The organism is Arthrobacter sp. E44 (assembly GCF_041877125.1).
In the GTDB taxonomy this organism is placed as follows: domain Bacteria; phylum Actinomycetota; class Actinomycetes; order Actinomycetales; family Micrococcaceae; genus Arthrobacter.
In genome coordinates this window covers 147,462-166,417 of the sequence record NZ_JBHDJA010000003.1, presented here as the reverse complement: position 1 = coordinate 166,417, position 18,956 = coordinate 147,462, and the positions used below count along the sequence as shown (strand labels likewise).

17 protein-coding genes are annotated in these 18,956 nt (G+C 67.3%); 11 read left to right on the top strand and 6 right to left on the bottom strand.

Features of this window, described 5'->3' with window-relative positions; all coding sequences use genetic code 11:
* Positions 1 to 135 precede the first annotated feature (135 nt).
* From ACETK3_RS04565 to ACETK3_RS04530, 8 genes are all read left to right on the top strand, one after another.
* Positions 136 to 912: a hypothetical protein gene (locus ACETK3_RS04565; protein WP_236820237.1), complete on the top strand. Its 777-nt coding sequence runs from the start codon at positions 136 to 138 to the stop codon at positions 910 to 912.
* Positions 913 to 1,037: 125 nt separating this feature from the next.
* Entirely contained in the window at positions 1,038 to 2,204 is a 1,167-nt protein-coding gene (locus ACETK3_RS04560; protein ID WP_237428709.1) for an RtcB family protein, read from the top strand.
* 131 nt (positions 2,205 to 2,335) lie between these two features.
* Complete coding sequence (locus ACETK3_RS04555) at positions 2,336 to 3,463, top strand: ABC transporter substrate-binding protein (RefSeq protein ID WP_237430530.1); 1,128 nt, start codon at positions 2,336 to 2,338, stop codon at positions 3,461 to 3,463.
* A 25-nt stretch (positions 3,464 to 3,488) separates the two neighbouring features.
* On the top strand, positions 3,489 to 4,214 hold the full coding sequence (locus ACETK3_RS04550) for an ABC transporter ATP-binding protein (RefSeq protein ID WP_236799214.1): 726 nt from the start codon (positions 3,489 to 3,491) through the stop codon (positions 4,212 to 4,214).
* Entirely contained in the window at positions 4,204 to 5,178 is a 975-nt protein-coding gene (locus tag ACETK3_RS04545) for an ABC transporter permease (RefSeq protein WP_236799213.1), read from the top strand. Before ACETK3_RS04550 ends, ACETK3_RS04545 begins: the two co-directional genes overlap by 11 nt.
* Before the next feature lie 217 nt (positions 5,179 to 5,395).
* A complete protein-coding gene (locus ACETK3_RS04540) occupies positions 5,396 to 5,842 on the top strand; it encodes an SRPBCC family protein (protein WP_236799212.1) in 447 nt (148 codons plus the stop codon).
* 87 nt (positions 5,843 to 5,929) lie between these two features.
* Positions 5,930 to 7,192 (top strand): uroporphyrinogen-III C-methyltransferase, encoded by a 1,263-nt coding sequence (gene cobA, locus ACETK3_RS04535; protein WP_236799211.1) that lies wholly within the window; start codon positions 5,930 to 5,932, stop codon positions 7,190 to 7,192.
* Between the two features lie 99 nt (positions 7,193 to 7,291).
* Positions 7,292 to 8,758, top strand: a complete 1,467-nt coding sequence (locus ACETK3_RS04530; protein WP_236799210.1) for an FAD-dependent oxidoreductase — start codon at positions 7,292 to 7,294, stop codon at positions 8,756 to 8,758.
* A 99-nt stretch (positions 8,759 to 8,857) separates the two neighbouring features.
* Here the strand turns inward: ACETK3_RS04530 and ACETK3_RS04525 are convergent, their stop codons facing one another.
* Genes ACETK3_RS04525 through ACETK3_RS04515 form a run of 3 tightly spaced genes read right to left on the bottom strand, consistent with a single transcriptional unit; the run spans position 8,858 to position 11,246 of the window.
* Positions 8,858 to 10,096 (bottom strand): SRPBCC family protein, encoded by a 1,239-nt coding sequence (locus tag ACETK3_RS04525; protein WP_373992581.1) that lies wholly within the window; start codon positions 10,094 to 10,096, stop codon positions 8,858 to 8,860.
* 28 nt (positions 10,097 to 10,124) lie between these two features.
* Positions 10,125 to 10,952: a DUF1206 domain-containing protein gene (locus ACETK3_RS04520; protein WP_237428706.1), complete on the bottom strand. Its 828-nt coding sequence runs from the start codon at positions 10,950 to 10,952 to the stop codon at positions 10,125 to 10,127.
* Between the two features lie 3 nt (positions 10,953 to 10,955).
* The gene (locus ACETK3_RS04515; protein ID WP_236799207.1) at positions 10,956 to 11,246 is read right to left on the bottom strand and encodes a hypothetical protein; all 291 of its coding nucleotides are present in this window, start codon (positions 11,244 to 11,246) and stop codon (positions 10,956 to 10,958) included.
* A 159-nt stretch (positions 11,247 to 11,405) separates the two neighbouring features.
* On the opposite strand from ACETK3_RS04515, the gene ACETK3_RS04510 reads away from it, so the two are divergent.
* Positions 11,406 to 11,945, top strand: a complete 540-nt coding sequence (locus tag ACETK3_RS04510; RefSeq protein ID WP_237428705.1) for a hypothetical protein — start codon at positions 11,406 to 11,408, stop codon at positions 11,943 to 11,945.
* A 196-nt stretch (positions 11,946 to 12,141) separates the two neighbouring features.
* On the opposite strand, the gene ACETK3_RS04505 is transcribed toward ACETK3_RS04510, so the two are convergent.
* A complete protein-coding gene (locus tag ACETK3_RS04505; RefSeq protein WP_373992580.1) occupies positions 12,142 to 12,822 on the bottom strand; it encodes a FadR/GntR family transcriptional regulator in 681 nt (226 codons plus the stop codon).
* 4 nt (positions 12,823 to 12,826) lie between these two features.
* Positions 12,827 to 14,152, bottom strand: a complete 1,326-nt coding sequence (locus ACETK3_RS04500; protein WP_236799204.1) for a CynX/NimT family MFS transporter — start codon at positions 14,150 to 14,152, stop codon at positions 12,827 to 12,829.
* Positions 14,153 to 14,288: 136 nt separating this feature from the next.
* Between ACETK3_RS04500 and ACETK3_RS04495 the strand changes: the two genes are divergently transcribed.
* Entirely contained in the window at positions 14,289 to 15,884 is a 1,596-nt protein-coding gene (locus ACETK3_RS04495) for a CYTH and CHAD domain-containing protein (protein ID WP_236799203.1), read from the top strand.
* A 15-nt stretch (positions 15,885 to 15,899) separates the two neighbouring features.
* On the opposite strand, the gene ACETK3_RS04490 is transcribed toward ACETK3_RS04495, so the two are convergent.
* Positions 15,900 to 17,339, bottom strand: a complete 1,440-nt coding sequence (locus ACETK3_RS04490; RefSeq protein ID WP_237428703.1) for a PucR family transcriptional regulator — start codon at positions 17,337 to 17,339, stop codon at positions 15,900 to 15,902.
* Positions 17,340 to 17,507: 168 nt separating this feature from the next.
* On the opposite strand from ACETK3_RS04490, the gene ACETK3_RS04485 reads away from it, so the two are divergent.
* Positions 17,508 to 18,938 carry an aminobutyraldehyde dehydrogenase gene (locus ACETK3_RS04485; RefSeq protein ID WP_236799201.1) on the top strand — a complete coding sequence of 477 codons (1,431 nt, stop codon included), beginning with the start codon at positions 17,508 to 17,510 and terminating at the stop codon, positions 18,936 to 18,938.
* Positions 18,939 to 18,956: the final 18 nt, after the last annotated feature.

Genomic DNA, 18,956 nt, shown 5'->3' with positions numbered 1-18,956 from the left:
TGACTGCGGCATTCCGCACGTTTACCACAAAGGTTGCCGGGGGATGTTCCCTGCCTGTTTGGAGCCGTGGGAAGCTCAGGCATTGCATCAATGCCTGCGACTGCAGGCCATGGCCGGATACTTTGAGGAGGCAGGATGCCAACCAACCAGGAGTGGTACACAAGGGGGAGCGAGCTCGTCACGATCGACTCGCGCGAATGGAACATTGCTCCCCGCCGGGCGCGGTTGCTGGTACTGCTGCCCATCATCCTGTCCGTCGCTGTGGCGGCAACTGTTCCCTTCAAGGAGTTCTATCTCTGGATTGTGGACGAGGACCACCCGATCGAGTGGCTCCAGTTTGCGTGCCTCGTGGCCGCCGCCGTCATTCTGGCACTGCTCAGCGTCCGCCTGCTGCGGAGACGGCAAGTGGGCATGGCATTGCTTTACGGCGTGGTGGCCCTTGGCGTTGTGTTCCTTGCCGGTGAGGAAATTTCCTGGGGCCAGCGCATCTTCGGATGGGGCACCCCTGAAGAGCTGCAAGAGGTCAACCGCCAGGGTGAGACAAATCTGCACAATCTCCGGGCGGTGCAGGTGCTGGTCCCGTATGCCATGCTCCTGGCAAGCCTGTATGGAACATGCGTTCCGCTTTGGGCGGCGTTCCGGAAACGGTTGAAGCACTCCACGTACAGCCATCTGCTTGTACCTCCGCTCTGTCTCGTGCCCGCCTTCGGGCTGGCGGCGGCTTATCGCCTCTTCCGGTTGGTAATCTGGCCGACCCCCACCTTCGTCATTTCCGAATACGGCGAGGTCATGGAGTTGACCCTGTACTTTGGGCTGATGATGTTCTGCTGGTTCAACCTGCGCAACATGCGGCGGCCCCGGTTGAACCTGACTTTCCAGGATCAGCGACAGCCCGCCCACCGCCGGGCGTAGATGCCCGTTTCCCCACCGTCCGCTTCCGCAACCGCGGTCCGTTCGCCAAACCTGACCTTCCAAGGCCGGATCAGGCGAACGAGCCGCGGTTCTGCCGTCTCGTATGGTTGTCAGAGGAGGCGGCAATGGAAACCATCAGTCCGAAACTCTTGAACTGGGCGTCGATCCTGGACGACAAGACCCGCGAACAGGCGGTGATGACGGCGGCCCTGCCGTTCATCTACCCCCACCTGGCGCTGATGCCGGACGCGCACCTGGGCAAGGGCGCCACCGTGGGTTCGGTGATCCCCACACTCCGCGCCATCATCCCGGCCGCGGTGGGAGTGGACATCGGCTGCGGCATGATTGCGGTCCGCACCCAGTACTCGGTAAAGGACCTGCCGAAGGACCGCAAAGGCCTCCGCGAGGACATCGAGCGGGTCATTCCGTTGTCCGCGGGCCACAACAACCGGAAGGTCCTGTCCACTGCTGAGCCACGAATCGCCGAACTGAAGCGGCGGGCCGCCAAGGCAGGGTTCAACCCCGCCCAATACGTCGCCCAATGGGAGCTGCAGCTGGGGTCCCTGGGCTCGGGCAACCACTTCATCGAAGTCTCAGCGGATGAGGACGACGGCGTGTGGCTCTTCCTGCATTCGGGCTCGCGGGGCATCGGCAACAGGATCGCGCAGCACCACATCGGCGTCGCCCAGCACGTGGGCCGCAAGCATCAGATCCGCCTGCCCCACCCGGACCTGGCCTACCTGGACGAGGGGACGCAGCAGTTCGAGCGGTACATTGCCGAGCTGCGGTGGGCCCAGCACTTCGCGCTCCTGAACCGGGAGGAAATGATGGACCGCGTGACTGCCCAGTTCAGCCGCTGGGTGGGAGGCCCCGTGCAGGAACGCGAGCGGATCAACTGCCACCACAACTTCACCCAGCAGGAGACGCACTACGGCAAGCCGGTTTGGGTGTCCCGCAAGGGAGCCATCAAAGCCGGCCACGGCGATCCCGGACTGATCCCTGGATCCATGGGGACGGCGTCATATGTTGTGGAAGGCCGGGGCAACCCTGCATCGCTGAACTCGTCCCCGCATGGGGCCGGGCGGGAATACTCCCGAAACGCCGCCCGAAAGACATTCACCCTGGAGGAACTGAAACGCGCCATGCGGGGCATCGAGTTCCGCGCGTCGGAGGCCTTCATTGACGAAATCCCGGCCGCCTACAAGCCGATCGACCAGGTCATGCAGGACGCCGCGGACCTGGTCACCGTGCGGCACAAACTGCGGCAGCTGGTCAACGTCAAGGGCAACTGAATCTGGGCAGCCCGGGCAACAGCAGGGCAAAATATGACGCCAGATGAACGTGCGTGACCCCCCGTTTCCGCTTCGTTGAACGGGTTTGGGCCACTCCCTATGGTGAAACAATGACTAGTTCCAAGCCCGGGATGACCCGCATCGTGGCAGGCGAAAGCGCGGTCCCCACGCGCAAACGCGCCGCCGAGGCTGCCCTGGCCATCGGGCTGGTCCTGCTGATCGCCGTCGGGGCCATCGTGGCCTCCAACATCTCCCGCAACACCGAGGCACAGGCCGCCGAGCCCACCCCGGCCGCCGAGCTGAAGCTGGGTTACTTCGGGAACGTCACCCATGCCGCAGCGCTGGTGGGTGTCAAGAAGGGACTCCTCGCGGAGGCCCTGGGCAGCACCAAGCTCAGCACCGAGACCTTCAACGCCGGCCCGGCCGCGATCGAGGCCCTGAACGCCGGCGCCATCGATGCCGCCTACATCGGCCCCAATCCGGCCATCAACTCGTTCGCCAAGAGCCAGGGCCAGTCCGTGCGCGTGATTGCCGGAGCCGCGGCCGGTGGTGCGCAGCTGGTGGTCGAGCCGGGGATCAACTCCGCGGCCGACCTCAAAGGCAGGACCTTGGCAACCCCGCAGCTCGGCGGCACCCAGGACGTGGCACTCCGGGCCTGGCTCACCAAGCAGGGCTACAAGACCAACGTGGACGGCAGCGGTGACGTGGCCATCAACCCCACGGACAACGCTCAGACGCTGAAGCTGTTCCAGGACGGAAAGCTCGACGGCGCCTGGTTGCCTGAGCCCTGGGCCTCACGTTTGGTGCTCCAGGCCGGCGCCAAGGTGCTGGTGGATGAAAAAGACCTGTGGGATGGGGCCGGCACCGGCAAGCCCGGCGAGTTTCCCACGACCATCCTGATCGTGAACCAGAGATTCGCTGCTGACCACCCGGACACCGTCAGGGCCCTGCTGAAGGGCAATGCGGACTCGGTGGCATGGCTCAACTCGGCTCCGGCCGATGAGAAGGCCAGCCTCATCAACTCCGCCCTGCAGGAATCCGCTGGGGCAGCGTTGCCCGCTGACGTCCTGGCCCGATCGTTGTCCAACATCACTTTCACCCTCGACCCGCTGGCCGGCAGCTACCCCAAGCTGCTGCAGGACGGCGTGGACGCAGGCACCACCAAAAAGGCCGACATCAACGGCCTCTTCGACCTTCGCGGCCTGAACCAGGTGACCGGCGGCGACAAGATCTCAGCTGCCGGCCTCGGCCAGGACTGACCCACCACTACCTAAGGACGCCACCATGCCAGTCGTACTGGAACACCTGGGCAAGCGCTTCGGCGACGGCGCCCCGGTACTGGACGACGTCAACGCCAACATCAAACAGGGCGAATTCGTTGCCCTCCTTGGTGCCTCCGGCTGCGGCAAATCCACCCTCCTGAACATCATCGCGGGACTCGAAGCGCCGACGTCGGGCGCCCTGGAAGTACCCAGCGACGGCGCCGCCTTCATGTTCCAGGACGCCGCCCTCTTCCCGTGGCTGACGGCCCGGGAGAACATCGAGCTGGCCCTGAAGCTGCGCGGCGTGGGCAAAACCGAACGGCGCGCCAAAGCCCAGGAGCTCCTGGAACTGGTGCACCTGGGCTCCGCCGGGGATAAGCGCCCGCACGAGCTGTCCGGTGGCATGCGGCAGCGCGTCTCACTGGCCCGTTCCCTGGCCCAGGACCGGCAGCTGCTGCTCATGGATGAGCCGTTCGCCGCCCTCGACGCCATCACCCGGGACCTGCTGCACGACGAGCTCGAGCGCATCTGGAAGGAAACCGGGCGGACCATCGTCTTCGTCACCCACAACGTCCGCGAGGCCGTCCGCCTGGGCCAGCGGGTCCTGCTGCTGTCCTCCCGCCCCGGCCGCGTAGTCCAGGAATGGGCCGTCACCGAGGAACACCGAACCGACGCCGGGCTCGCCGGCCAGCTGACCGGGGTTATCACCGCCCGGCTGCGGGAGGAGATTCGCCGCCATGCCAAGTAACCCGACACCCCTCGCGGAAGCACGCACGGAGGCGGCATCCGGTGCTACGGCTGATGCTTCCGAAACCCGTGAGCACGTGCATGCCGCTTTGACCCGGACGTCCACTGGCAAGGAGGACCTCCGGGAACTCGAGTCCGGCCTTGACTCGCTGCAGTCCGACGCCGACCGCAAGCACCGGGTCGACTGGAGCCGCATTTTGCTGCCCGTGGCCGCGCTGGTGGTCCTGGTGCTCATCTGGCAGTTCTATGTCTCGCTCGGGGTGAAGCGGCGAGACCTCGTTCCCGGCCCCCTGGACGTCGTGGCCCAGATGGGCGTCCTGTGGAGCGACGGAAAGTTCCAGCAATCCATTTGGACGTCCCTGCAGCGTGGTGTGGTGGGCTTCCTGATTTCGGTGGCCATCGCCACGCCGGTGGGCCTGCTGCTGGCCCAGGTTGCACCGCTGCGCCGCGCGTTTGGCCCCCTGATTTCCGGTTTGCAGGTCCTGCCCTCGGTGGCCTGGGTTCCGGCCGCGATCATCTGGTTCGGACTTACTGACGCTACCGTGTACTTCGTGGTGTTCATGGGCGCCATCCCGTCCATCATCAACGGGCTGATCTCGGGCGTGGACCAGATTCCACCGCAGTACCGCAGGGTCGGCACCGTCCTGGGCGCATCCCGGCTCCAGATGGCCCTGCAGGTCATCCTTCCGGCCGCGCTGCCCGGCTACCTCAGCGGCCTGAAGCAGGGATGGGCCTTCTCCTGGCGCTCCCTCATGGCCGCGGAAATCATTGCCGTGGGCGGCACCATCGGCTTTGGCCTGGGTTCCCTGCTGGACCAGGGCCGGGATCTGTCCGACATGACCATCGTCATGGCTGCCATCCTGCTGATCCTCGCGGTCGGCATCCTGATCGAGCTGCTGGTCTTCGGCCCCATCGAGAAGCGGCTCCTGCGCCGCCGCGGCCTCCTGGCCGGCAGCACCCGCTGACCCAACCGCTTCCCAACACAGCCCCTTCCCAACGCACCGCAAGAGCCCGACGGCGAGTCCCGCCGTCGGGCTCTGCTGTTTCCTGCCGCTGCCCGGAACCAAGACGAGGCACTTTGGCACGGACAGGCCGGGTCATCAGGCCGTTGCGACGCCGGAGCCCGCCAAAGTGCCCCACCACGGGGCCCGGGGCGGTCCGGAAGAATGGCAGACTGACGCCATGACCGTCAGCTTCGTGTGCCGCACCGAGTCCACGCTGCCCGTGGAACAACTCTTCGACCGGGCACGCAGCATCGACCTGCATCTGGACTCCCAACAGGACGCCGGGGAACGGGCGGTGGCCGGCGTCACCAGCGGGCTCATCGGGGAGGACCAGGAGGTGACCTGGCGGGCGAAGCACTTCGGTATTCCGCTCACCATGACCAGCCGGGTCACCCACTTCGATTTCCCACGCAGCTTCACGGATGAGCAGGTGAAGGGCCCTTTCAAGGCTTTCAAGCATGTGCATGAGTTCCAACCAACAGCCGCCGGAAGCATCATGACGGACCGCGTTCAGTTCACCGCCCCGCTGGGTGTCCTGGGCCGCGCCGTCGAGCGGCTCATCCTGCGTGGCTACCTTGAGCGGCTCATTATCCGCAGGGGCACGTTCCTGGCGCAGCACAGGTAAAAATCCTTTGTGACGCAGCGTTACCTTACGTGAACTGGTGTTGCTCGTCCTTTGTTGGCGAATATGACGCCGCCCTACCGTTGATTCATGGCAATTCAGGACATTTACCCCACCGCGCTGCGGCTGCTCGGCCGCCCGGTGCTGGTGGTGGGTGGGGGCCCCGTTGCTGCCCGCCGCGCCAAGGGGCTGCTCGACGCCGGTGCCGTGGTCACCGTCGTGGCCCCGGTTGCCTCGCCCGCGCTGCAGGAGATGGCCGACGCTGGCCTGCTCACCTGGGAAGCGCGCCCCTACCTTTCGCGGGACGTCGACGGCGTCTGGTTCGTCCAGACGGCCACCGGCGATCCGGAGGTGGACGCCCAAGTATCGGCCGACGCCGAGGCGCAGCGGGTTTGGTGCGTCAACGCCTCCAACCATGAAGCTTCTGCCGCCTGGACCCCCGCCGTCGCCGTGGTGGACGACGTCAAAATCGCCGTCAACGCCGGGGGAGACCCGCGCCGTGCCATGGCCGTCCGGGACGCTGTTGCCACCGCCCTCGAAACCGGTGACCTGCCGCTGCGCCGCCGCCGGGCGCACCAGGGAAGCGTGGCCCTGGTGGGCGGCGGCCCCGGCGACACCGGGCTCATCACTGTCCGGGGCCGTCGGTTGTTGGGCCAGGCCGACGTCGTGGTTGCCGACCGCCTGGGCCCCCGCGCGCTCCTGAACGAGCTTGCCCCGGATGTGCGCGTCATCGAGGTTGGGAAGACTCCCGGCCACCACCCCGTGCCGCAGGCGGAGATCAACAGGATCCTGGTGGAGGAAGCCTTGAAGGGCCACCGCGTGGTCCGGCTCAAGGGCGGCGACCCATACGTGCTGGGCCGCGGCGGCGAAGAAGCCGAATACTGCCGGCAGCACGGCGTCGAGGTTGAAGTGGTCTCCGGCGTGACCTCCGCCATCTCGGTACCCGCCGCGGCGGGAATTCCGGTCACGCACCGCGGCCTGGCCAAAGGCTTCAGCGTGGTCACAGGCCACGAGGAACTCTCCGAGATCCCGGCCCGCCCGGACCACACCATCGTCCTGCTGATGGGCGTGGGCCAGCTGCGCGAATCGGCGTCCGCGCTGGGCGAAGCCGGACTGCCGCTGGAGACGCCAGTTGGTATCGTGGAAAACGGCTATTTGCCGGACCAGCGCGTCACCATCGGCACGCTCGGTTCCATCGCCGACCAGGCCCAGGCGGCCGGCGTCGCAAATCCTGCCGTGATTGTCATCGGTGACGTGGTGCGCGTGAGCCCCTTCGCGCCGTCGCACTTCAAAACCGCTGACTACAGCACCACCACCCCGAACAGCCCCCGCAAGACCGCCCTCACCACCTAGCCCCAAGCCCAACTGACTGGCAGTTGTTGTCGTTATGAGCCCTCAAAACGACAACAACTGCGAGCCAGTTGGGCCGGAACGAAGAAAAGGAACACAGCCGTGTCATCCAGCAACACCGTAGGATCTGCTGAGCGTCCGCTGCGCGTCGCCGTCGTGGGCTCCGGCCCGGCCGGTGTCTACGCCGCCGATATCCTCACCAAGAGCGAAGCCGTCAAGAGCGGCGAGCTGACCGTCAGCATCGACCTCTTTGACCGCTACCCGGCACCCTACGGCCTGATCCGCTACGGCGTGGCCCCGGACCACCCCCGCATCAAGGGCATCGTGAATGCCCTGCACAAGGTGCTGGACCGCGGCGACATCCGCTTCTTCGGCAACGTGGACTACGGCACGGACCTCACCATCGAGGACCTCCGCAAGCACTACGACGCCGTCATCTTCGCCACCGGCGCCATCAAGGACGCGGACCTGAACATCCCCGGCGTCGAGCTGGAGGGCTCCTTCGGCGGCGCCGACTTCGTGTCCTGGTACGACGGGCACCCGGACGTGCCGCGCGAGTGGCCGCTGGAGGCCAAGGAGATCGCGGTCATCGGCAACGGCAACGTGGCCCTGGACGTGGCCCGTGTCCTGTCCAAGCACGCCGACGACCTGCTGGTCACCGAAATCCCGGACAACGTCTACGCCGGCCTGAAGGCTTCCCCCGTCACTGACGTGCACGTCTTCGGCCGCCGCGGCCCGGCCCAGGTCAAGTTCACCCCGCTGGAGCTGCGCGAGCTGTCCCACTCCAAGGACGTGGACATCATCCTGTACCCGGAGGACTTCGAGTTCGACGAGGAATCGGACCGCCAGATCCAGACCAACAACCAGACCAAGACCATGGTGGGCACCCTCACCAACTGGATCGCCGAGCAGCCCGAGGACCTCTCCGAGCTCAAGGCGTCCCGCCGCCTGCACCTGCACTTCCTGCACAGCCCGGTGGAGATCTACGACGACGCCGAGACCCCCGGCAAGGTAGCCGGCATCAAGTTCGAGCGCACGGAGCTGGACGGCACGGGCAACGCCCGCGGCACCGGCGAGTACGTGGACTACCCGGTCCAGGCGGTCTACCGCGCCATCGGCTACTTCGGTTCGGCCCTGCCGGACGTTGAGTTCGACCACAAGAAGGGCGTGGTCACGAACGACGGCGGCCGCGTCCTGGACGCCGACGGCCAGCACGTGCCGGGTATCTACGCCACGGGCTGGATCAAGCGCGGACCGGTCGGCCTGATCGGCCACACCAAGGGCGACGCCCTGGAGACCGTGACCTACCTGCTCGAAGACCGCGAAAACCTGCCGGTGGCGCAGGCACCCCAGGAGGAAGCCGTCGTCGAACTCCTCGATGCCCGCGGCGTGAAGTTCACCAGCTGGGAGGGCTGGCTGGCCCTCGATGCCCACGAACTCGCCCTCGGCGCTGCAGCCACGGAGGCCGGCGGCTCGCACGGTGTTGAGGTCAAGCGTGAGCGCATCAAGGTGGTCCCGCGCGGGGACATGGTTGACATCTCCCGCGACGGCGTCGCCGCCCAGGTCTAGGACCTCAAAACAAGGAGCCGCGGAACCAATGGTCCCGCGGCTCCTGCGTTTAAGCCTATTAACCGGGCTGCGCCATTCCGCGCCGACTATCTCGAGCGCCTATTTCCCCGCCCCGCCGATCGCCATGAGCTCCAACCGCCGGAGGGTCTCGCGGTTCCGGGCAGAAATCAACGGGTCCCGGAGGAATTTCGGCATCAGCTTGCCGGGCCCGCGGATGGCGTCCTCTGCAATCGTCACCCGGCACTGGTTCCCGCGGTCTTCCAGCGAGATCTCCACCTTGGCCTCGCCCATGGGCCAGCCGCGTGCAACGAGTTCCAGTGAGCGGCCGGGCTGCATGGCCGTGACCCGGGTGCTGTCGTCGATGACCAGTGGCCAGGTCCCTACCGAGTGGTGCAGTTGGGCGCCGAGCTGCGGCCATTCGGCGTCCACGTCCCTGATCCGGGACGCGCCCACCACCCAGCCCGAGTAGAGCCAGCCGTCAGAGATGACGCGCCAGACGTCGGCGGCGGATGCGTTGAACAGCAGCGAGACGGTGGACATGGTGTTCCTTCCGGTTCCGGTAATGCTTTCCTGGAGTGTTGCGGCAGGGTTCGTTGGCTGCGTCCGTTGCTTGGCATGGACGACGGGGGGAGATCCGGGCCGCCGTGCGGCCCGGTAGGACGGCTTCCGCAGGCGCCGGGTCCATCCGTAGGCCTCGGCCCCCGGCGGCTGGTTCTCCAAGGGATCGAACCGCAACGGGATGTCAGCAGGATCGGCTGCGGCATGCAGCCGCAACTCACCGCACTCCCGCCAGTGTCCGCCCGGCGTGGCCCAGTGCAGCGCCAGCACCCACTCCCCGGACGCCAGCGAACCCGGAGGGAGGCTCCGCGTCCGCAGCCCCAGCAGGACGGGACCGTGCTGGCCCCGGTACGGCATGAGCGTGGTCATGGTGGCTCCGGCGACGTCCAGCCGTGGCATCAGCAGGAACCGGCCCGGCAGGCCCCACCTGGTGGAGGCAAACAGCACGTCAGCCGGACCGCCGGCAGCGTCATCGCCGCTGGCGGACAAGCCCGCGGGCGAAACCCGGAGGGCCAGGCCCAGGATGTCCGGCAGCGCCTGCGGCAGGCCTACGGACCGCGAGAAGCGGGCCACCACCTGGTCAGCCCCGGGGGAGTCCAGCCAGCTGATGCCGCTGGGCCCGGCCGGGTTCCCCGTCCTGGTGAGTTCCCCTGCCAGGCCAATCCCCTCGGGATGGATGGGCCGGTCAGGCCGCGCGAGTTTGAGGAGCCGGAAAAGGGCAGCAAAGGCCTGCCCGGCACTTCCGGTGACGGCGGAAACTACGCGCAGCTGTTGGGTCATACTTCCTTCCTACCCACAAAGCCCGGGACTACATGCGCCCGAACCGGGCCCGGACCAGGGCGAAAATCCCGTAGGCGATGAACCCGGCACCGATCGCCACCAGCAGGGCGGGCCCGAAGGGGTGGTCCTGCAGCGCCTTGAGGCTGCCGTCCAGCCCGGTTGATTCCTCGGGCCGGTGCTTGGCTGCAGCAATGACGAACAGCAGTCCGGTGAGGTCCAGCGCGATGCCTTTGGCCACGTGGCCCGTGACGCCCAGGCTGTCGATAAGCCTGCCGCGCCGGGTGCCCTCGAAATGGAACAGTTCTTCCTTGAAGCCGCGCCGCAACCCCTTGACGATGAAGTAGATGCCGATGCCCAGGATGGTCAGGCCAAGGGCCACCAGGAGCCACGGCCCCACAGGGTTGTCCATCAGGCTGGCGCTGAAGTCGCGCGTGTTGTCGCCCGAGTCGCTGCGCTGGCCCAGCGCGAAGCCTGCGAAGGTTACGCCCACGCTGCCGTAGGCGATGGCCAGGAACCCTGAGGAGACCAGCTTGGCCAGCCGTTCCTTGCGGGGGAGGCTCCTGGCCCGCAAGGTCGCCTCACTGGCCTGCCATAAGGCAAGGCCGAGGCAGGCCACCACGCACCCCCACATGACGATCGGGCCCCACGGGTTGTCTGCCAGTTGGGCAATGGCGCCGGTGGGTTCGGCCTCTCCCGGATGCCCGAAAGCGATGGCGATGGCGATGGCACCGAGGATGACGTGGAGCAGGGCCATGACGGCAAACCCGGCGCGGGCCAGCACATCCAGCACCCTGTGGTTGGAGGCCTCTTCGACAACGTCCGCTGCCTGCCGAAGCGTGGATTCGCCGTTGGACATCTGTCAGCCGTTCATGGGCCCTTCGGCCCGCAGCTTTTCTGCGCCCGGTCCCTCGACGTGCACGGTACAGCGGACCACCAGTTGGCCGGGGGCGTTGTCCAGCTCCACCAGGGATTCGTCCGCGCTGAGGACGGTGAACACTTCAGAGCCCGCCACAACGTCCACGCCCTTGGCTTTTGCCGTTTGCTTGGCATTGCGGAGCGCCTCGCGCTCCAGTCCGTCGACGTAGCCGCTGTCACTTTCGCGGGCGGGGTTTCCGAAGGCCCAACCGAACAATGTCCCTGTGTTTCCCATGGCGACGATATTACGCGGTGCGCACCAGTCGGGGCGGGCTTTCGTAATATTAGTAAGTGTGCTTACCATGAGCGCACCATACCTCGATGGGACACGGCAAGTGAAGTCTGCCGCGCAGCGGCACCCCGGAACCAGTTCACGACGATAGGAATGCACATCATGGCAGGAAATCTCATTGCCCGTTCGGTTCACGACCTCACGGCAGCAGCATGGTTTGGTGGATCCCTGATGGGCGCCATCGGGCTCAACGGGGCAGCGGCCCAGGCCAAGGACCCCTCGGAGCGGACCCGGCTTTCCAGCGCCGGCTGGATGAAGTGGGCTCCGTTCCAGACCGCGGCCTTCGCCTCCCATCTGGTGGCGGACCTTGCCATTGCCTGGGAGAACAAAGGCCGCATCGCCAAGCAGGAGGGCGTGGCCCGCGACACCATCATCAAGACCGCCGTTACGGTGGTGGGCGCTGCGGTGACCCTGTACTCGGGCATCCTGGGCAAGAAGGTGGACAAGCTGGCCGGTGAAGGTGCAGAAGGCGCAACCGAGCCGCATGGCGCTGCGTCGGACGAGCTCAAGGCCGCCCAGCAGCAGCTCAAGCTTCTGCAGTGGGCCATCCCGGGCTTCGCAGCGCTGGTGATCATCCTGGGCGCCAAGCACGGCGAGATGCAGCGGCCCAAGAACGTGTTCGCGGGCCTGCGCGGCGACTGAGGCTAATAAGTAACACAAAGCGTACGACGGCGGTCCGGCACCAGAGTGCCGGGCCGCTGGCGTGTCCGGGACGCACCGTCCTCGGCGACGCGCAGGTTTATTTTCGCTGCGCATATTCGAAGGCGCACCGGATTTATTCCGCGCGCCAAGGAACATGCGCGTCGATAACCGGGGATAACCGGGGAAGCCAGAGCAACTACTCCGCCAGCCACTCCGCGCAGGAGTTCAGGTTCCGGTTCACGCTGGCCACGGCGGCATCCTCGTCCCGCTGTTCGATGGCATCGAGCAGGGTCTCGTGGCCGTCCCGGGGAAGCCCGTTGAAGCCCGGCCGGCGCTGCTGCGTCAGCAGGTCCTGATGGAACACGGTGCCAAAGCTCGCGTAGAGCTCGTGCAGCAGGGGGTTGCCGGAGGCCCGCGCGATGCCTTCATGGAAGTGCCAGTCGGCGTCGGCCCAGGCCTCGAAGTCCCCGTTCCTCCAGGCCCGGTCCCGGGTGGCGAGGAGCGCACGCAGGGCCATGACGTCGTCGTCCGTGGCATTGCGCGCGGCCAGTCGGGCAGCCTGTGTGTCCAGGCCCAGCCTGACCTCGAGGATGTGCTGTTCGCTGTGGTCCTGGTACATCCGGCGGGCCGCGCCGGACATTTCGCTGGTGGCACGCACGTAGGTGCCGTCCCCGCGGCGCACCTCCAACATGCCGCCGTGGGCCAGGGCCTTGACCGCCTCGCGGAGGGTGCCGCGGGAAACACCCAGCCTGGCCATGAGCTCGGGTTCGGGTGGGATCCGCTGGTTTAGCGGCCACTCGCCGGAGTGCACCATTTCCCGCAGCTTGGCCGTGACTTCAGCGGCGAGCGGCGGACGGACCGAAGGACTCAAGGACATGGCGTTATTTTCCTTCCGCGCGGGCGCCATCCGGGGCAACCGTGCCGGGAGCGCCCGCTGGCTTTGCGGACATCGCCTTCCCGGTGAGCAGGTGGGACACCACGATCTGCACCAGGGCCAGGCCCAGCAGCAGCACGAGGGGCAGGGACCAGCTACCGGTGGCGCTGTGCAGCAGCCCCATGCCGAACGGGCCCACGGTGGCCAGCAGGTAACCCGAGGACTGGGCAAGGGTGGACAAGGCCGTGGTTTCGGCGGTGCTGGTTCCGCTGCGGCTGATCATCACCATCACCAGCGGGAAGATGCCCAGGCCAAAACCCAGCAGGACGGCGGGGACGGCTGCCAGACCCACGGGGAGGACCAGGAGCGCCGCGATCCCCACCATCATGGTGATGCTGACCAGATAGAACGCGGGGCGCAGCATGCCCGGCCGGGAGCCAATGGCAATCAGGACCATCCCGGCCGGGACGGAGACCAGCTGCATCAGCCCGAACATCAGTCCGCTCTCCGACGCGCCAAGGCCCATGGTGGTGAGCATGTAGGGGAACCAGCTCAGCAGGGCATACGCCAGCAGGGCCTGCAGGGTGAAGATGGCGGTGAGGAGCTGGCCCTTGCGTGTCCGCAGGAGGGGCCACGGCGAGACGTGCCGGGCGGTGGTCCGGACGGCGTGGCGGTGGGCATGCATGGCCACGGGCACGAACCCCAGGAAGGCTGCCACAGCGGCGATGCCCACGGCACCGACGGCGGCGGACGGGGATCCCAGGGCCTGTGCCAGCGGAACCACCAGGACGGAGGTCAGGGTACCGCCGGTGGTCATGGTCACCGTGTAGACGGCAGTCATGAGGGAGGTCCGGGAGGAGAAGTGCTCGCGGATGAAGGACGGCATGGCCACATTGCAGATGGCCAGCCCGGACATGCCCACCACACTGCCGGCCACCAGCATGCCGGTGGCGGGGATGCCGCGCAGCAGCAGCCCGCCCGCCAGCAGGGCCAGGGACAGCAGGATGGCCTTCTCCACGCCGAGCTTGCCGCTGAGCCACGAGGTGGCAGCGCCGGCCACAGCGAAACACAGGGTGGGGATGGAGGGGATGATCGCCGCCACCAGCGCCCCGTAGCCCAGCACCGCCTGGAGGTCGTGCAGCAGAGCGGACGCCCCCGTGATGCCGGCGCGCAGGTTCAGCCCGATCAGTACCAGCGCAATGACCCCGAACACGACGGCGGAGCGCGGCCTCGAAGGTGCCGTCCCGGCTGTCTTGGCGGGCGTGGCGGCGGGAGTCGCCTGAGTGACTGCGGGGGCGTCCGCGGGCGCGGAGGCAGGGGGAGTGGCGGGCATACCCTCAACGGTAAAGGTTAGACGTTTGATGTTTTCGCTTTTGTGGCCAACCTCTCGCCGGAGCGGAAGCCTGCAATAGACTGCCAACGGACTGTCGGAGGGCCTGGCATGGACCAGGCGGCGCGGAAGGACGGCTGTGGAGGCTTCCCGGGGACTTGAGATCGAGAAGAAGTACGACGTCGACACCGCCACCGAGGTGCCGGCACTGGAGCAGGCTCCCGGGGTGGCCCGCACGGGTAAGCCGCACACGGACCTGCTGGAAGCGGTGTACTTCGACACTCCCAAACATGGCCTGGCTGGCCGCCGCATCACGCTCCGCCGCCGTACCGGGGGCAAAGACGCGGGGTGGCACCTGAAGCTGCCGCCGCAGGCTGCCGCCGGGGAAGGCCCCCAGCACCGGACGGAACTGCACGCGCCGCTCGGCCGGCCCGACGTCGTCCCGGACAGCCTCCTCACGCACCTTCACGCCTACCTCCGGGGGACTGTCCCGGCGCCCGTGGTCCGCCTGGAAACCCGACGCACCACGTACCCCCTCTACGGGCCGGACGGCGTGCACCTCGCCGACCTCGCCGACGACCAGGTCACCGCCGTGCGACTGGAGGACGGACATCCCGACGAGGCTACACGGCAGGAATGGCGCGAATGGGAGCTGGAACTGGTCCATGGGGATCCTGACCTCTTCGGCCCCGTGGAGGACCTGCTCACCGCCGCCGGCGCCCAGCCGGCCGGCCACGCTTCAAAGCTCGCCCGCGCCCTGGGAAGTGACACCAAGGCAGGAAAGCGGGCCGCTGCCGCCGGTGAGGTTCCTGCCGCCGGTGCTGCCGGCCCTGGAAGTGCCCCCGCCCTCTTGGCTGGAAAGCGCGCCCCGGCCGCCGCCGTCGTCACCGTCTATGTAGCTGCGCAGATCGACCAGATCCTCGCAAGCGACGCCGACGTCCGGAACGAGGAACCGGACGCCGTGCACGCCATGCGTTCGGCGACGCGCCGCATCCGCTCCGTCCTGGCTGCCTACAGCCGGCTCTACCGGGCATCGCCGGTGCGCAAGCTGCGGAGCGAGCTGAAATGGCTGGGCCAGCTGCTGGGCCAGCCACGCGACGCCGAGGTGCTGGGGAAACAGCTCCGCGAACAACTGGGCGGCCTGCCGCCGGGGGAGGGCATCGCCGCCGCAACCGTGGAACAGCGCACCGGCAGTGATTACGACGCCGCCTACCGGCTCCTGCGGGAAGCCTTGGGATCGACCCGCTACTTCCGCCTCCTGGACAAGCTGGAGGATTTCCGGGACAACCCGCCCGTGCGCGCCGAAGCCGTGACTCCCGGACGCCGTGCCGCCACGAAGGCGGTGGACAAAGCCGCCAAACGCCTGCGCCGTTCACACAAGGCGGTCAAGCGGGCCCGGCGCGGCAGGGAGGAAGAGCTTGCCCTCCACCGCGTCCGCAAGGACGCAAAGCGGCTGCGCCACGTGGCCGAATCGGCGGCCCTGGTGCACGGAAAGCGCGCCGGCAAGGTGGCCAAGGCCGCGCACCGGCAGCAGAAGATCCTGGGCCAATTCCAGGACGCCGTGGTGGCCCGCGACCTGCTCGCCGCCATCGCCGCGGAGTACAGCGATCCGGCAACGGCGGGCATCTACGCCGAGCTGCTCAACCAGCAGGAAGAACGGATGGGGGCGGCAAAGGCCGGGTCCCGGAAGGCGTGGAAGAAGTCGCGCGACCTGCTGGGCCACGGCGTCATCTGAGGCTGTAAGCGGCGGCTACTTGCCCTGCCGCGCCGACAACCGGGCCACGGCCAGGGCGAGCCACAACTGCACCCGGTCCGCGGTGATGGCCGGGTCGTAGCCGGTGAGCTCGGTGATCTGGGCCAGCCGGTACCGGACGGTGTTGCGGTGCAGCGTGAGCTCTTCCGCGACTGCTGCTACGGACCCGTTGTTGTTCAGGTAGCTCTCCAACGTGGCCACCAGCTCCGAGCCGTGCGCCGCATCGAAGGCACGCAAGGGGTTCAATGACTCGTGTGCCATGTCCGCCAGTGGCACGTCCTCGCTGGCCAGCAGCAGGGACGTCAGGCTCAGCCGCTCGGGCTCGTTGACCGGCAGGCCGTGACTGGCGGCGTCGCGCGCCTCGAAGTAGCTCCAGCGGAGTCCGTTTGGCTTGGTGTACGCCCCACCGATGCCGATCGTGGCGTGGATTCCGGCCTCGGCGAGGTGGTCGCTGAGTTTCCGGGCCAGCGCAGGTGCCGTCCCGCCGTCGTCATTGATTACCAGCACGAGGTCCTTGCCCACGACGGCGGCAACAGCCTTCTCCAGCTCCTGCGGCACCGAGGTGCTCCCTAGAGCCTTGCCGTGGGCGGCCGAAACGGCCAGCAGCACCACGTTCTTGCGGGTGCTGTTCACGCCCACGCCTGCCAGCCTGCGCTGCGCCTCGCTGGTCTCCAGCGCCCCGTGGATCACGTCCTCGAGCACCTGGCCGCACAGGGCGCGCTGTGCCTGCCGCTGCTTGACCATGTTGTTCAGCTCCACGCTGATCAGGTTCTGCGCGTAGCCGATGATGCCGGTGTCATCGAAGGGCTGTCGCACCCACAGGGTGCAGGCGTCGCGCCGGCCGGTGGGCACGGGGTAGCTGGACCAGGTGTCCGCCGACGGGTGGGTGCTGCTGCTGCTGTTGTAGAGCTGGGCCGTGAACTGGGTGAGCGCGATGTCGGTGCGCAGCATGCCGCCCAGGTTCTTCAGCAGCTCCGCGAGCCCGCCGCCGGTCAGCAGCGCGCGGGCCAGAACCTGGTGCCCGGCGATCAGCCGTTCCAGCTTGGCGTAGTGGTCGGCGGACTGGGCATCGGCCACCAGCTTGGTGATGGCGATGAAGGGCGTCTCGTATGGCACCTCGACCACGGGCAACCCCCACCGGTTGGCCTCCGCCAGGAGGGCCGGCGGCACAGCCTCGTGCGACAGCCCTACGCCGAAGCCGATGCCCACCGCTCCGGCGCGCTGCACCTGGCGGACAAAGCGGCGCTGCTCGGGCGCCGAGCGAAGCCGCAGGCCCGTGGTGAGGACCAGCTCCCCGCCGTTGAGGAACCGCTGCGGATCCTCCAGTTCGGTCACCGCCACCCAGTTGATGTCCTGGTTCCAGGTAGTCTCCGCCACGCCCGCCTTGGACAGCTTCAAGGAGGTCACGCCCACCAGGGCAGCAAGGGAAATGGCCATGAAGCAAGGATAAACGTGAGCTGGGCAACCGCACTAAACACCTTTGGCAAGGGTGTGCAGGTGGCTATTCACCCGGCTTGGGCGCTGGCATAGGCTCAATGCAGTTCCATCCATCCGTCCTGGTCTCCGCCCGGCCGCGGATGGCCCTTACGAAAGAGGTTGCACACCGTGGTTCAAACCTTGCAGAACTTCATTAACGGGAAGTTCGTTACCCCCGCCGGCACCACCCTGCTGGACGTGGTCAACCCCGCCAACGGCGAAGTGGTGGCGCAGGCTCCCGTGTCGGTGCAGTCGGATGTGGACGCCGCCATGGCGGCCGCCAAGGACGCCTTCAGGACCTGGAAGCACGTCACCCCGGGCCAGCGCCAGCTCATGCTGCTCAAGCTCGCGGACGCCATCGAGGCCAACAGCGACGAACTGGTCGAGGCCCAACACCGCAACACCGGCCAGGTCCGCTCGCTCATTGCCTCCGAGGAAGTGGCTGCCGGCGCCGACCAGCTGCGCTTCTTCGCCGGGGCCGCCCGCATCCTGGAGGGCAAGTCCGCCGGCGAGTACTTCGAGGGCCACACCTCCTACGTCCGGCGCGAACCCATCGGCGTGGTGGCCCAGGTCGCCCCGTGGAACTACCCGTTCCTGATGGCCATCTGGAAGATCGGTCCCGCGCTCGCGGCCGGTAACACGGTGGTCCTCAAGCCTTCCGACACCACCCCCGAATCCACCCTGGTGCTGGCCCGGCTCGCCGGGGAGATCCTGCCCGCCGGCGTGCTGAACGTGGTGCTCGGCACCGGCGAAACCGGGGCCATGATGGTGGAACACAAGGTCCCCGGCCTGGTGTCCATCACCGGCTCGGTCCGGGCCGGCATCGCTGTCGCGTCCGGCGCCGCGAAGGGCCTCAAGCGCGCCCACCTGGAGCTGGGCGGCAAGGCGCCGGCCATTGTCTTCAAGGACGCCGACATCAAGAAGAGCGCAGCGGCCATCGCCGAGTTCGCCTTTTTCAATGCCGGACAGGACTGCACCGCCATTACCCGCGTGCTGGTGGAGGAATCCGTGCACGACGACGTTGTGGCAGCCATGGTGGAACACACCAGGACCCTGCACACCGGCTCGCAAAACGACGAAGACAACTACTTCGGGCCGCTGAACAACGTCAACCACTTCAACGCCGTCACCTCCGTGGTGGAGAACCTGCCCGCCAACTGCAGGATCGAGACCGGGGGGCACCGTGCGGGGGAGAAGGGCTTCTTCTTCGAGCCCACCATCATCACCGGCGCCAAGCAGACCGACGAGGTGGTGCAGAAGGAAACATTCGGCCCCGTTATCACCGTCCAGAAGTTCAGCACTGAGGAAGAAGCCGTGGCCATGGCCAACGACGTCGACTACGCCCTGGCCTCCAGCGTCTGGACCACCAACCACGGCACCGCCATGAGGCTCAGCCGCGACCTGGACTTCGGCGCCGTCTGGATCAACACCCACATCCTGCTCACCGCCGAAATGCCGCACGGCGGCTTCAAGCAGTCCGGCTACGGCAAGGACCTCTCCATGTACGGCGTGGAGGACTACACGCGCATCAAGCACGTCATGTCCGCCCTCGACGCCTGATTTCCCACCACCAGCACT